The organism is Nocardia cyriacigeorgica GUH-2, assembly GCF_000284035.1.
Lineage (GTDB): Bacteria > Actinomycetota > Actinomycetes > Mycobacteriales > Mycobacteriaceae > Nocardia > Nocardia cyriacigeorgica_B.
The window spans coordinates 5,036,893-5,049,573 of the sequence record NC_016887.1 but is presented as its reverse complement, the minus strand read 5'-3'; the positions used below and the strand labels follow the sequence as shown (position 1 = coordinate 5,049,573).

The 12,681-nt window shown below is 68.5% G+C and carries 14 protein-coding genes; 9 read left to right on the top strand and 5 right to left on the bottom strand.

Features of this window, described 5'->3' with window-relative positions:
• Nucleotides 1-28 precede the first annotated feature (28 nt).
• A complete protein-coding gene (locus NOCYR_RS22885) occupies nucleotides 29-466 on the bottom strand; it encodes a hypothetical protein (RefSeq protein WP_014352792.1) in 438 nt (145 codons plus the stop codon).
• Between the two features lie 88 nt (nucleotides 467-554).
• Here NOCYR_RS22885 and NOCYR_RS22880 point away from each other — a divergent pair, with 88 nt between their 5' ends.
• Nucleotides 555-971, top strand: coding sequence for a limonene-1,2-epoxide hydrolase family protein (locus NOCYR_RS22880; RefSeq protein WP_014352791.1), 417 nt, complete (start codon nucleotides 555-557; stop codon nucleotides 969-971).
• Nucleotides 972-1,077: 106 nt separating this feature from the next.
• Here the strand turns inward: NOCYR_RS22880 and NOCYR_RS22875 are convergent, their stop codons facing one another.
• On the bottom strand, nucleotides 1,078-2,361 hold the full coding sequence (locus NOCYR_RS22875) for a GAF domain-containing protein (RefSeq protein ID WP_081505620.1): 1,284 nt from the start codon (nucleotides 2,359-2,361) through the stop codon (nucleotides 1,078-1,080).
• A gap of 150 nt (nucleotides 2,362-2,511) precedes the next feature.
• On the opposite strand from NOCYR_RS22875, the gene NOCYR_RS22870 reads away from it, so the two are divergent.
• The 4 genes from NOCYR_RS22870 to NOCYR_RS22855 all read left to right on the top strand — a co-directional run bounded on the left by NOCYR_RS22870 (nucleotide 2,512) and on the right by NOCYR_RS22855 (nucleotide 7,756).
• A complete protein-coding gene (locus NOCYR_RS22870) occupies nucleotides 2,512-4,329 on the top strand; it encodes a flavin-containing monooxygenase (protein WP_014352789.1) in 1,818 nt (605 codons plus the stop codon).
• An 87-nt stretch (nucleotides 4,330-4,416) separates the two neighbouring features.
• A complete protein-coding gene (locus NOCYR_RS22865) occupies nucleotides 4,417-5,643 on the top strand; it encodes a hypothetical protein (protein WP_014352788.1) in 1,227 nt (408 codons plus the stop codon).
• A 194-nt stretch (nucleotides 5,644-5,837) separates the two neighbouring features.
• Nucleotides 5,838-7,355: an aldehyde dehydrogenase gene (adh, locus tag NOCYR_RS22860; RefSeq protein WP_014352787.1), complete on the top strand. Its 1,518-nt coding sequence runs from the start codon at nucleotides 5,838-5,840 to the stop codon at nucleotides 7,353-7,355.
• Nucleotides 7,355-7,756 (top strand): DUF779 domain-containing protein, encoded by a 402-nt coding sequence (locus tag NOCYR_RS22855; protein ID WP_014352786.1) that lies wholly within the window; start codon nucleotides 7,355-7,357, stop codon nucleotides 7,754-7,756. The genes adh and NOCYR_RS22855 overlap by 1 nt, the downstream gene beginning before the upstream one ends.
• Before the next feature lie 94 nt (nucleotides 7,757-7,850).
• Here the strand turns inward: NOCYR_RS22855 and NOCYR_RS22850 are convergent, their stop codons facing one another.
• Nucleotides 7,851-8,273 carry a tautomerase family protein gene (locus NOCYR_RS22850; protein ID WP_014352785.1) on the bottom strand — a complete coding sequence of 141 codons (423 nt, stop codon included), beginning with the start codon at nucleotides 8,271-8,273 and terminating at the stop codon, nucleotides 7,851-7,853.
• Nucleotides 8,274-8,303: 30 nt separating this feature from the next.
• Nucleotides 8,304-9,005, bottom strand: a complete 702-nt coding sequence (locus NOCYR_RS22845; RefSeq protein ID WP_014352784.1) for an SDR family oxidoreductase — start codon at nucleotides 9,003-9,005, stop codon at nucleotides 8,304-8,306.
• A gap of 151 nt (nucleotides 9,006-9,156) precedes the next feature.
• Here NOCYR_RS22845 and NOCYR_RS22840 point away from each other — a divergent pair, with 151 nt between their 5' ends.
• The 4 genes from NOCYR_RS22840 (at nucleotide 9,157) to NOCYR_RS22825 (ending at nucleotide 11,958) form a co-directional block, all read left to right on the top strand.
• Nucleotides 9,157-9,738 carry a TetR/AcrR family transcriptional regulator gene (locus NOCYR_RS22840; protein WP_014352783.1) on the top strand — a complete coding sequence of 194 codons (582 nt, stop codon included), beginning with the start codon at nucleotides 9,157-9,159 and terminating at the stop codon, nucleotides 9,736-9,738.
• A gap of 145 nt (nucleotides 9,739-9,883) precedes the next feature.
• Nucleotides 9,884-10,381, top strand: a complete 498-nt coding sequence (locus tag NOCYR_RS22835; RefSeq protein ID WP_014352782.1) for a pyridoxamine 5'-phosphate oxidase family protein — start codon at nucleotides 9,884-9,886, stop codon at nucleotides 10,379-10,381.
• Between the two features lie 30 nt (nucleotides 10,382-10,411).
• The gene (locus NOCYR_RS22830) at nucleotides 10,412-10,819 is read left to right on the top strand and encodes a YciI family protein (RefSeq protein WP_014352781.1); all 408 of its coding nucleotides are present in this window, start codon (nucleotides 10,412-10,414) and stop codon (nucleotides 10,817-10,819) included.
• A complete protein-coding gene (locus NOCYR_RS22825; protein ID WP_014352780.1) occupies nucleotides 10,816-11,958 on the top strand; it encodes an RNA polymerase sigma factor in 1,143 nt (380 codons plus the stop codon). Before NOCYR_RS22830 ends, NOCYR_RS22825 begins: the two co-directional genes overlap by 4 nt.
• 87 nt (nucleotides 11,959-12,045) lie before the next feature.
• Here NOCYR_RS22825 and NOCYR_RS22820 read toward each other — a convergent pair whose 3' ends face one another.
• Nucleotides 12,046-12,681 carry a TetR/AcrR family transcriptional regulator gene (locus NOCYR_RS22820; RefSeq protein ID WP_081505491.1) on the bottom strand — a complete coding sequence of 212 codons (636 nt, stop codon included), beginning with the start codon at nucleotides 12,679-12,681 and terminating at the stop codon, nucleotides 12,046-12,048.

Genomic DNA, 12,681 nt, shown 5'->3' with positions numbered 1-12,681 from the left:
CGCAGTTCCGGCGAGCTGAGCGGACACCTCATGTCCCCGGCAGTTGAATCCCTTTCTCCGCCGCGAGCTTGGTCAGCTTCTCCATCTCATCGATCGCCACCGCGACGTAGGCGTGCAGGCCGTCGTCGTCACGACGCAGCAGGTACTCGTAGTCCCCGTCGGTGAGCAGGTCGTCGGCGTCGTCGTAGAAATGCCAGCGCACGTGCACGCGGACGATGCTCGCGGTCAGGTCGACGTGTTCGAGCAGCGTGTGGTCGACCCGGGCCAGCCCGAGCTGCTGGTAGAAGGGGTAGGCCTGGGACAGCCCCTGGGCGAGCTCGGCCCGTGAGTGCAGCGCGCCGGCGAAGGCGTCGCTGAGGATGGTGCCCGGCATGCCCCACAGCGAGGCGGAGCGTTCGGCGTCGTAGGCCGACAGCGCGGCCTGGTACTCGTCCAGGAACGACTCGATCTCATCCCGAGTGGTCATAGGCCCAACGTATCGCCGGACGGCGAGGTCGTGGCGCCGAACGCGCCGATCGGTCCCGGCCCGGCGTCGCTCGGCCTACCCTCGATCCATGAGCGAAATCGAGCTGGAGCAGGACTCGATCACCACCGTGCGGGAATTCTTCGCCGCGCTGGAACTGGGCGCGGTGGGCGAGGCACTGGAACTGCTGCATCCCGACATCGTCTGGAAGAACACCTCGCTACCGGATGTGCGTGGCGAGCGGGTGGCGCAGGTGCTGCGCGGGCTGAACCGCGAGCAGTTCGGCTTCGCCGCGATCATGCACCACATCGCCGCCGACGGGCCCATCGTGCTCACCGACCGCACCGACATCCTGCGGTTCGGTCCGCTGCGGATCTCGTTCTGGGTCGCCGGCACCTTCGAACTGCGCGACGGGCGAATCATCCTGTGGCACGACCATTTCAGCTGGGAGAACTTCCTGCGCGGGGTCGTAGTCGGGGTGTGGAAGGCCGTGTTCTCGCGCGGGTGAACAAGCGCTGCGGCAGTGGGTGCGAGGCCGGTGCACATCTCGAACATTGCCGGCGTTGATACCGGGCGCTGGGCAGCCGGACCGCCGGCTCGCCCGCACGCTCAGGTCAGCCGAGCGTGGAGCCGGCTCCGGCGAGCGCGCGAATGCCCGGGCTGGTGGACCCGCGGACGAAGGCGCAGTCGGCCAACCGGTCGACGTCACCGAGGGTCAGTGTGAGATGCACCGACGCCTCGAGCCGATAGGGCCTGCTCTCGATGATCGAGCCAAGCACCCGGCGCAGCCGCGACAATTCCGCCCGGACCGCCACCGCGTGGTCGGGGTCGCCGTAGAGGGCGTGGCTCAGCTCGGCGACCGTCATCCCGCGGCGCCCGCGCAGCTGCAACAGCAGCAGGATCTCCGCATGCCGCACCGATAGTGAACTGCGCCAATCGGATTCGCCGCCGACCGCGCTGACGACCGGCGCGCCGGACAGATCCAGGTTCATCCGGATACCGGTGTGCGCACCGGCGCCGAGCGGCCGCACCAGCCACCCACCGCGCAGCGGCTCGGCCGAGCAGACGCCGAGACCCGGGACGTGCACCGCGCGTTCGGCGTTCGGGATGGCGATGCGCTGGGTGGCGGCCACACCGGTGGCGTGGGCGACCCAGCCGTGCTCGTCCACCAGCAGGGCGGGACCGGTCAGCGCGGACAGAGTGGGCATGGCGGTGGTGCGCAATCGTTCCAGCTGGTCTTGTTGCAGCCGTGCGATCTGGCCCTCTGCCAGCCGGGCGCCCGCGCCGACCAGCGCGGTGAGCGCGGGATGCAGGGTGAGCGCAGGCCCGCTGACGTCCACCACGCCGAGCAGTTCGCCGGTGCGCGGATCGTGGATCGGCGCCGCCGTGCAGTACCACGGATGCTGGGACTGTTCGAAATGCTCACCCGAGAACAGTTGCACCGGACTGGCTTCGGCGATCGCGGTGCCGATGGCATTGGTGCCGACGATGGATTCGGTCCAGGTGGCGCCCTCTTGGAAGCCGAGGCTGTCGGCGCGGTTGCGCACCCGCGGCGAACCGGCGCGCCACAACACCACACCGTCGGCGTCGGTGACCACCATGATCAGCTGCGAGGCGTCGGCGACGCCGGCGATCACCTGCATCAGCTCACCGATCACGCCTGCCAGCGGCGACATCCGGCGACGTCGCTCGACCTCGTCGAGCCCGAGCACGGTGCGGGCATTGGCCTGATCGGGCACCAGCCCCGCCGCCAGCACCCGCGACCACGAGCGCGCCACCAGGGTGCGCGGCCGCAGCGGTGAGCGTCCGCCGCCGATCACCGCATCGTGCATGCGCACCAGGTCGCGGGCGTACCGGGGCAGGTCCGTCCCTGGTTCGATCGCGCCGAATTCGCCCACGACATCCATCCTGATCCGCTCGGTACGCGCGGCCGCAGCGGGCTCGGGCCGCGCTGCGCATACCGATGTTGCAACGCCTTGCAACGATTGTGACACCGGTTCCGGTGACGTGTGCTGTAGCTCACAGATCCGCTGGAGAAGGAGAATCCGATGACCCGGACACTGGAGCCGACGCCCGATACGCAGACACCGCAGCAGCGGGTGGACGCCTGGCTGCGGGATTTCGAGATGGCGCTGGCGGACCGTGATGTGCAGGCCGTCGCCGAGATGTTCGCGCTCGACGGTTTCTGGCGTGATCTGGTCGCCTTCACCTGGAACATCAAGACCCTCGAGGGCCGCGAGGAGATCAGCGACATGCTGCGTTCGCGGCTGGACGGCACCGACCCGGGCAACTTCCACACCACCGAACCGCCAACCGAGGACGGCGGCGTGGTCACGGCCTGGATCGGCTTCGAGACCGCGGCGGGCCGGGCGGTCGGGCATCTGCGGCTCAAGGACGAAGGCGCGTGGACGCTGCTCACCAGCCTGCGCGAGCTGAAAGGCCATGAGGAGAGCAAGGGTCCGCGGCGCCCGCGCGGGGTGGTGCACGGCGCCGATCCGGACCGGGTGACCTGGTCGGAGCGCCGCGCCGAGGAGGAACGCGAACTCGGCCGCAGCCGTCAGCCGTACGTGCTGGTGGTCGGCGGCGGCCAGGGCGGTATCGCGCTCGGGGCGCGGTTACGTCAGCTGGGGGTGCCGGCGCTGGTGGTCGACAAGCACGAACGCCCCGGTGACCAGTGGCGTAAGCGGTACAAGTCGCTGTGCCTGCACGATCCGGTCTGGTACGACCACCTGCCGTATCTGCCGTTCCCGGACAACTGGCCGGTGTTCACCCCCAAGGACAAGATCGGCGACTGGCTGGAGATGTACACCCGGGTGATGGAGGTGCCGTACTGGTCGAGCACCACCTGCACCTCCGCCACCTACGACGAGATCGCCGGCGAGTGGGAGGTCGACGTCCTGCGCGACGGTAAGGCCATCGAACTGCGGCCCGCCCAGCTGGTGCTGGCCACCGGCATGTCGGGCAAGCCGAACATCCCGAACTTCCCTGGTATGGAACGGTTCCGGGGCGAACAGCACCACTCCAGTCAGCATCCGGGACCGGACGCCTACGCGGGCAAGCGCGCGGTGGTGATCGGCTCCAACAACTCCGCCCACGATATTTGCGCGGCGCTGTGGGAGGTGGGTGCGCAGGTGACGATGGTGCAGCGCAGTTCCACCCATATCGTGCGCTCGGATTCGCTGATGGATCTGGGCCTGGGCGACCTGTACTCCGAACGCGCGCTGGCCGCCGGCATGACCACCGACAAGGCGGATCTGACCTTCGCCTCGCTGCCGTACCGGATCATGCCGCAGTTCCAGATCCCGGTCTACGAGGCCATCCGGGCGCGCGACGCCGAGTTCTACGACCGGCTCGAGCGCGCCGGCTTCCAACTCGACTGGGGCGACGACGGTTCCGGGCTGTTCATGAAGTACCTGCGCCGCGGCTCCGGCTACTACATCGACGTCGGCGCCTCGGAATTGATCGCCGACGGCAAGATCGCGCTGGCGCACGGCGAGGTCCGCGAACTCACCGAGGACGCCGTCGTCCTCGCCGACGGCACCGAACTGCCCGCCGACCTGGTCGTCTACGCCACCGGCTACGGCTCGATGAACGGCTGGGCGGCCGACCTGATCGGCCAGGACGTGGCCGACCGGGTGGGCAAATGCTGGGGCTACGGCTCCGGCACCACCAAGGACCCGGGCCCGTGGGAGGGCGAGCTGCGCAATATGTGGAAGCCGACCAGGCAGGACGGGCTGTGGTTCCACGGCGGCAACCTGCACCAATCCCGGCACTACTCGCTGTATCTCGCGCTGCAGCTCAAGGCGCGCTACGAGGGGATTCCGACGCCGGTGTACGGGATGGGCCCGGTGCATCATCTGAGCTGAATTTCCGCACCGCATGCCGCACCGATCGCCGCGTCGGTGCGGCATGATGGTGGTAGCCGAAGATGTGACCAGGAAGACACCGCGTAGATGGCGCCACACAGCACGCTCGCCGAGCAGCGAGCCGCGCTGGAAAAGGAATGGGCCCGGTGGGTACCCGACGGGCCGCATCCCACGCTGCCCCGGGTCACCGGGTCGGGCCTGCGCAGTGAGGTCGCGCAATCCTGGATGCGGTCGGTGCGCACCGTCGACCCGGCCCGCGCCAGCGCGCCGGCGCTCGATTCCGCCGATATCGGCTCGCGGTGGGCGCAGTCCCCGTTGCGCGAACCGGTCACCCAGCTCGCCGATCAGTTACACGACGTCGCTCATGACGCCGGTTACGTCGCTGCGGTGACCGACGAGTCCGGCACCATCCTGTGGTCCTTCGGCGGTCAGGTCATGCGACGCCGGGCCGAGAAGGTGAACTTCGCGCCAGGCGGCCGCTGGGACGAACAGCACATGGGCACCAATGCGCTGTCACTGGCCATGCAGACCGGCAAACCCAGCACCGTGTTCTCGGCCGAACATCTGGTTGCGGCGCTGCACGGCTGGGTGTGTTACTGCGCGCCCATCCACGGACCCGACGGGCGTCAGCTCGGGGTGCTCGACCTGTCCTCCACCTGGGATCGCTCGCATCCGCTCGCCATGTCCACGGTGCAGTCGCTGGTGATGGCGGTCGAGGCGCGGCTGCACGCGACCGCCCCCGCCACCCGGCCCGGTGTGCGGCTCACCTGCCTCGGCGGATCCGGGCTGGTGCGCGACGGTCGCGCGGTGCGGCTGCGGCCACGCCAGCTGGAAATCCTGGCGCTGCTGGCGCTCGAACCCGCGGGCTTTACCCCCGAACGGCTGCACTACGCCATCTACGGCGACCGGCCCGCCACCTCCAGCACACTCAAAGCCGATGTCTCCCATCTGCGCCGGGCCACCGGCGGTGAGATCGCCAACCGCGTCTACCAGCTGACCACGCCGCTGTCCTGCGACGCCGTCGACCTGCTCACCGCGCTCGAAGCCGGTGATACCGCCGCGGCCGTGCGGTTGTATCGCGGACCGCTGCTCCCCGGCTCGGAGACGCCGGGAATCGTCGAATGGCGCGAACATCTCGAGGTCGCGGTCCGCACCGCCGTGCTCTCCGACGACGACCCCGAATACGCCCTGCGCTACGGCGAGCGGGCGCCCGACGATATCGAGATCCACGAGCACGCGCTGGCGCTGCTGCCGGTCAACGATGCCCGCCGCGCTGTTGCCGCGGCGAGGTTGCACACCGCGCTGCGTTCCTAGGTGGGCCAGCGCTTCTGGTCCGTCACTGCGCTTCTATTCCGGCACAGCGTTTCCAGTCCGGCACAGCGCTTCTGACCTGCGGCGTCGGCGTGCCAGCGCGGTAGTCAACCTTCTGCCAACCAGAGATCACGATAGTGGTACACATCACGAACGGTTGCTCGTGCTATCCGCCGACTCGATGAGGAGCATGCGTCATGACCTACGCGAAACCAGGTGCCGAGGGCAGCATCGTCAGCTACGCCGCCCGCTATGACAATTTCATCGGCGGCGACTGGACGGCACCGGTCGAGGGACAGTACTTCGAGAACCCGTCGCCGGTGGACGGCCAGACCTTCACCGAGGTGGCGCGCTCGACCGCCGCCGACGTCGAACTCGCACTCGATGCCGCGCACACCGCCGCCGACGGCTGGGGCGCCACCTCCGCGGCCGAACGCGCCAATATCCTCAACAAGATCGCCGACCGGATGGAGGACAACCTCGAGGCCCTCGCCGTCGCCGAGACCTGGGAGAACGGCAAGCCGGTCCGCGAAACCAAGGCCGCCGACCTGCCGCTGGCCATCGACCACTTCCGCTACTTCGCCGGTGCCATCCGCGCCCAAGAGGGCGGGATCAGCGAGATCGACGGCGACACCATCGCCTACCACTTCCACGAACCGCTCGGCGTGGTCGGTCAGATCATCCCGTGGAACTTCCCGATCCTGATGGCAACTTGGAAGCTGGCGCCCGCGCTGGCGGCGGGCAACGCGGTGGTGCTCAAGCCCGCCGAGCAGACCCCGGCCTCGATCCTGAAGGTGGTGGAGCTGATCGCGGATCTGCTGCCGCCGGGAGTTCTCAACGTGGTCAACGGTTTCGGTGTGGAAGCCGGTAAGCCGCTGGCGTCCAGCCCGCGGGTGGCGAAGGTGGCCTTCACCGGCGAGACCACCACCGGGCGGCTGATCATGCAGTACGCCAGCGAGAACATCATCCCGGTGACGCTGGAGCTGGGCGGTAAGAGCCCCAACATCTTCCTGCCCGACGTCATGGCCGCCGACGACGAGTTCCTGGACAAGGCCGTCGAAGGCTTCGTGATGTTCGCGCTGAACCAGGGCGAGGTGTGCACCTGTCCCTCGCGGGCGCTGATCCACTCCTCGATCTACGACGAGTTCATGGCGCGGTGTATCGAACGCACCAAGGCCATCGTCAGCGGCAACCCGCTCGACGACGCCACCATGATCGGCGCCCAGGCCAGCAACGACCAGTACGAGAAGATCCTGTCCTACATCGACATCGGCCGCCAGGAGGGTGCGGAGGTGCTCACCGGCGGTGGGCCGCGCAAGGTCGAGGAATTCCCGGACGGGTACTACATCGAGCCGACGGTGTTCAAGGGCAGCAACGATATGCGGATCTTCCAGGAGGAGATCTTCGGCCCGGTGGTGTCGGTGACGACCTTCGATTCCACCGACGAGGCGTTGAAGCTGGCCAACGACACCCTCTACGGTCTCGGCGCCGGCGTGTGGACGCGGGATATGAACAGCGCCTACCGGCTGGGTCGCGGGATCAAGGCGGGCCGGGTGTGGACCAACTGCTACCACGCCTACCCGGCGCACGCGGCGTTCGGCGGATACAAGAAGTCGGGTATCGGCCGCGAGAATCACTCGATGATGCTCGACCACTACCAGCAGACCAAGAACCTGCTGGTCAGCTACGCGCCGAATAAGCTCGGATTCTTCTGATGCCCGAGGACGTGGCCCGCGTCGCGATCACCGATCAGGCACAGCACATGCTCGAGGGCCTGATCCGGCGGCACGGCGCGGTCATGTTCCACCAGTCCGGCGGTTGCTGCGACGGCAGCTCCCCGATGTGTTATCCGCGCGGTGAATTCCGGGTGGGCGCTTCGGATGTGCTGCTCGGGACGGTCGCCGACGATACGCCGTTCTGGATGAGCGCCGATCAGTACGAGTATTGGAAGCACACTCATCTCACCGTGGATGTGGTTCCCGGGCGGGGCAGCGGTTTCTCCCTCGAGGCGCCCGAGGGTGTGCGGTTCCTGATCCGGTCGCGGTTACTTACGGATGAGGAATTCACCCGGCTCGAGTCGGCGCCGCCGCCGCGCACCGGTGCTGACCTCGAATAAACCTGTGCGGTAACGGGTTCGCCCGCCCGTTGTCGCGCACCGAAAAGATCTGCCCACCGGCTTTGCCGCGCCGGTGGGCAGATCTGTGTGGGCATCAGTAGGGGATCGGCTTGTTCTCGCGCGCCCATGCCTTCTCGGCTTCACTACCGGCCGGTGGCGGGAACTGACCGGCGATCTTCCACAGATCACGCGGCGATTCGTAGGTGTGGAATTCCCAGTGCAGCCCGCGGTCGCGGGTGTAGGGGACCATGATCGAGTCGAGCCGGTCGGTGGAGCGGCGCCGCATCTCGGGATCGTCCAGATGACGAGCCAGATGCTCTACGACGATCCGCACGGTGTCGCCCGACGGCTTGCCGCCCACGTAGAAATCGGATTCGCCGACTTCTACGAACAGCACCACGACATAGAACGCCGGTAGGCCGAAGCTGGTGTACAGCTCGGTGATATCCCGGGCGAAATCCTGTTTGTCCTGCTCGGAATAGGTGTTGGCGGGATGGTAGATGTGCCACAGCGGCATGGTGGTTCGTCCTTTCGGAGTGGGTGGTTGTCAGCGGCCGATGGCGATGGCGAGACCTTCGACGGGCCCCGACAGCGCCGCCTTCATCCGGCGCGAGACCTCGTCGACGAGCACCTCGGTCTCACCGCGCTCGACGCCGTCGAACACCGCCGCCGCCACCTCGGCCGGGGCGATCTTGTCGACCGGGAGGTGGGCGACCATCTCGGTATCGGCGAATCCCAGATGCACACCGACGACCTGGGTGCGCTGCGCGGCCAGCTCGAGCCGCAGCGAATTGGTCAGCGACCAGAATGCGGCCTTGGAGGCGCCGTAGGCCGCGGCGCCGGAACCCCACGACAGCACCGAATGGATATCGACCAGCGCGCCCCCGCCTTGGGCGGCCAGAATCGGCGCGAACGCCTGCGCCACCCGCAGTGGACCGAACACATTGGTGTCGAAAGTGGCCTGCACATCGGGTATTTCGGCCGTCAGCAGCGGTGCGGGGAGTAGCGCGCCCGCATTGTTGACCACGATCTCGACATCGCCCGCGGCGAGCGCTGCCGCGGTGACGGAGTCGGGATCGGTGACGTCCAGCGCCAGCGGCACCACCCGCGGATCGTCCACGGGTTTCGGTTGCCGGGCCGTCGCGTAGACCTTGGCCGCACCGCGTCGCAGTAGTTCCTCCACGAACGCGCGCCCGAGTCCGCGCCCGCCGCCGGTCACCAGCGCGACCATGCCTTCGATTCTGGTCATATCCGCCTCTTTCGACTCATCCCGAGGGGATCGGGAAGGGAGCGCCACCGCTCGACCTCGTTTAGATTATGATCATCATCTATACGGATGCGCAAGACTGTGTCGAGCGAGCGCGTCAGCAGATGCGCGCCGACCGATGGAAGGAGTCGATGTGCCGCGAGCCTCCCGTGAACAGGCGCAATCGCACCGCCAGCAGGTGCTCGACGCGGCGGCCGCCCAGGTCCGCGAACGCGGCGCCGGTGCGATGACGGTGCCCGAGCTGATGGCCGCCGCCGGACTCACCCACGGCGGCTTCTACCGCCACTTCCGATCCAAGGAAGACCTGGTCACCCAGGCCTGCACGGCCGCGTACGCGGAGAAGATCGAGGAGATGGACCGCATTCGCGCCGCCAGCCCCGACGGGCCGGCGGCCCGTCGCACCTTCATCGAGCGCTACCTGTCGATCGTCCACCGCGACACCCCCGCCAACGGCTGCGGCATCGCGGCCACCGCGGCCGACGTCGCCCGAACGCCCGATGAGAGCCCGCTGCGCCAGGCCTACCTCGACGGCATCCACAACATGATCGGCAAGCTCGCCGAGTTCGAGGACCGGCCGGACACCGACCCACAGGTCCTGGTCGAGCTGTCGGTCATGGCCGGCGCCCTGATGCTCTCGCGCGCCACCGGCGACGACGAGCTCTCCGGGCAGATCCTGGACGCGGCCCGTGAATTCCTGCTCGCCGAGCGCGAGTAGCCTCGCTGACCTGCTGGTTCTACCGCGTCGAAAAAAGTTCCGAAATTCTTCGCCGGGATGTCGAGAATGAGGAGCGGGCTCCGTCCCAGGGGTACGAGCAGCCGATGAGGGCTGCTCGAGCACACCGACCACAGGAGCGACAGCAATGCAGCAGCATCAGATCACCGAAATCCTCGACCGCCCGCTCAGTCAGGAACTGCTGGCCCGTGACATCACCCGGCTGGCCTACGTCGCCACCGACGGCACCCCGCGCAACATCCCGATCGCGTTCACCTGGAATGGCTCCCAGATCGTGCTGTGCACCTCGAAGAACGCCCCGAAACTGGTGGCGTTGCGGCGTAATCCGCAGGTCGCGCTGACCATCGACACCGAGGTGCATCCGCCGAAGATCCTGCTGATCCGGGGTCGCGCCGAGCTGGACGAGGTCGACGGCATCCCGGAGGAATACCTGCAAATGAACGGCAGCTACCAGATGACCGCCGAGCAGCGCGTCGAATGGGAGGCCGAGGTCCGCTCGCTCTACGACGGCATGGTCCGCATCGTCATCACCCCGACCTGGGTCAAGCTCATCGATTTCGACACCACCCTGCCGTCGCCGGTCGAGGAACTGGTCCGGCAGCGCGCCGAACGCCAGCGCGCCTGAGACCACCGACACTTCAGCGAGGAGAAGACAATGGCCAAGTATCTGCTGCTCAAGCACTACCGCGGCGCCCCGGCACCGGCCAATGACGTGCCGATGGACCAGTGGACCCCCGACGAGATCACCGCGCACGTGCAGTACATGGAGGATTTCGCCGCCCGGCTCGAAGCCACCGGCGAATACGTCGACAGCCAGGCGCTCGCACCGCAGGGCACCTTCGTCCGCTCGGACGGGCAGGGCCGCCCGCCGGTCACCGACGGTCCGTTCGCCGAAACCAAGGACCTGATCGCCGGCTGGATGATGATCGACGTCGACACCTATGAGCGCGCCCTGGAGCTGGCGGCCGAGCTGTCCGCGGCACCCGGTGCGGGCGGCACGGCGATCCAGGAATGGCTCGAGTTGCGTCCGGTGCTCACGGCGGCGCCCACCGTCACCGAGTGAACGAGTCGCTGCTGCGGGAGCTGGTGCCCGCGGTGATCGGCGTCCTCGTCCGGCGCGGAGCGGATTTCGCCTCGGCCGAGGACGCCGTGCAGGAAGCGCTGATCCGCGCGCTGGAGACCTGGCCGCAGGAGCCGCCGCGCGATCCGAAGGGCTGGCTGGTCGCCGCAGCCTGGCGCAAGTTCCTCGATGCCGCGCGCGCCGAAACTTCGCGGCGGGGCAGGGAACTCGCGGTGGAGTTCGAGCCGCCGCGGGCTGAAGTGTCCGGCACCGACGAGTCGCTGTGGCTGTATTTCCTGTGCGCGCATCCGTCGTTGCCGCCCGGTTCGGCCGTCGCCCTGACCTTGCGCGCGGTCGGCGGCCTGACCACACGGCAGATCGCGAACGCGTATCTGGTGCCGGAAGCGACCATGGCACAACGCATCAGCCGGGCCAAGCGCCGGATCGCGCAGCTGCCGTTGGATCGTCCCGGCGATCTGGCGACGGTCCTGCGGGTGCTCTACCTGGTGTTCAACGAGGGCTACAGCGGCGACGTCGACCTGGCGGCCGAGGCGATCCGCCTCACCCGTCAGCTGGCCGCCGCGACCGACGAACCCGAGGTCGCCGGTCTGCTCGCGCTCATGCTGCTGCACCATGCCCGGCGCGCCTCCCGCACCGGTCCGGGTGGGCGGCTGGTGCCGCTGGCCGAGCAGGACCGATCCCGCTGGGACACCGGCCTCATCGCCGAAGGCGTGGCAATTCTGCAAGCCGCGCTGGCCCGTGACCGCCTCGGCGAATACCAGGCCCAGGCCGCCATCGCCGCCCTGCACGCCGACGCCCCGAGCGCCGCCGAGACCGACTGGGTGCAGATCGTCGAGTGGTACGACGAACTGCTGCGGCTCACCGACAGCCCGGTGGTGCGACTCAACCGCGCCGTGGCGGTCGGCGAGGCCGACGGCCCGCAGGCCGGGCTGACGGAGCTGAGCCGAGTGGATCCGGAGTTGCCGCGCTACAGCGCGGTCCGCGCCTACCTCCTCGAACGTGCGGGCGATCTCGAACAGGCCGCCGAGCTGTACGCCGTGGCCGCGAGCACGGCCACGAGCGTCCCGGAGCGCGACCATCTCACCCGGGAAGCAGCGCGGGTACGCGCCCGGATGCGGTAATGGCGACGGCTGACGCGGCACCGCCGAACGCATGCTCGACCGCGTCCTGCGGCAGTCGCTGCGCTCGTGAAGCCCACCCCGTGGGTGTCAGTCCCGCTTGTCCGTGCGCAGTTCGTCGAGCATCTCCGCCCAGCGGTCGGCGACGTAGCCGCGGCGGCGGGAGTCGTCGTTGAGCATGCCGGCCAGGCCGAGACCGCGCGCGGAGTCCAGGAAGGCCTGCACGGTGGTGCGGACCGTGCGGTCGTTGCCGTCCAGGCGCAGTAGTTCGATCAGGGTCCAGAAGGCGCGCGCGCCCACCTCGAGTTCCATGGCCGCGATGCGCGGGCGCAGGATCGGATCGTTGGAGGCGGCGACGCACAACTGGAGCGCCGCGGTGAACATCTGACCCTGGTGCAACTCGACCACGGTGCGCACGATCGCCTGGGTGCGCTCGCCCTCGGGGTAGTCGGCGTGCTGGAGGTTCTCCACCTCCCGGACCCGGGAATCCATGATCTGCTGCACGGCCGCGGTGAACAGGCCCTCGCGGTCCTTGAAATGATGTTGCACCGCCCCGCGGGTCACGCCGGCGCGTTCGGCCACCTCGGCCACGCTGGCGTGGCGCCAGCCGCGGGTGGCCAGCACATCCAGGGCCGCGTCGAGGATGCGCTGATGGGTGGCCACACCGTTCTCGTTCTGCGGCTGTCGGCGCCCCGGCCCGGCCGCGGCCCGCGCACGCGCAGTCAT

What these genes read in the sequence shown, in the direction of transcription:
- NOCYR_RS22885 (WP_014352792.1), bottom strand. Translation starts at nt 466, where the DNA reads ATGACCACTCGGGATGAGATCGAGTCGTTCCTGGACGAGTACCAGGCC.
- NOCYR_RS22880 (WP_014352791.1), top strand. Translation starts at nt 555, where the DNA reads ATGAGCGAAATCGAGCTGGAGCAGGACTCGATCACCACCGTGCGGGAA.
- NOCYR_RS22870 (WP_014352789.1), top strand. Translation starts at nt 2,512, where the DNA reads ATGACCCGGACACTGGAGCCGACGCCCGATACGCAGACACCGCAGCAG.
- NOCYR_RS22865 (WP_014352788.1), top strand. Translation starts at nt 4,417, where the DNA reads ATGGCGCCACACAGCACGCTCGCCGAGCAGCGAGCCGCGCTGGAAAAG.
- adh (WP_014352787.1), top strand. Translation starts at nt 5,838, where the DNA reads ATGACCTACGCGAAACCAGGTGCCGAGGGCAGCATCGTCAGCTACGCC.
- NOCYR_RS22855 (WP_014352786.1), top strand. Translation starts at nt 7,355, where the DNA reads ATGCCCGAGGACGTGGCCCGCGTCGCGATCACCGATCAGGCACAGCAC.
- NOCYR_RS22850 (WP_014352785.1), bottom strand. Translation starts at nt 8,273, where the DNA reads ATGCCGCTGTGGCACATCTACCATCCCGCCAACACCTATTCCGAGCAG.
- NOCYR_RS22845 (WP_014352784.1), bottom strand. Translation starts at nt 9,005, where the DNA reads ATGACCAGAATCGAAGGCATGGTCGCGCTGGTGACCGGCGGCGGGCGC.
- NOCYR_RS22835 (WP_014352782.1), top strand. Translation starts at nt 9,884, where the DNA reads ATGCAGCAGCATCAGATCACCGAAATCCTCGACCGCCCGCTCAGTCAG.
- NOCYR_RS22830 (WP_014352781.1), top strand. Translation starts at nt 10,412, where the DNA reads ATGGCCAAGTATCTGCTGCTCAAGCACTACCGCGGCGCCCCGGCACCG.
- NOCYR_RS22820 (WP_081505491.1), bottom strand. Translation starts at nt 12,681, where the DNA reads ATGACTGCGCGTGCGCGGGCCGCGGCCGGGCCGGGGCGCCGACAGCCG.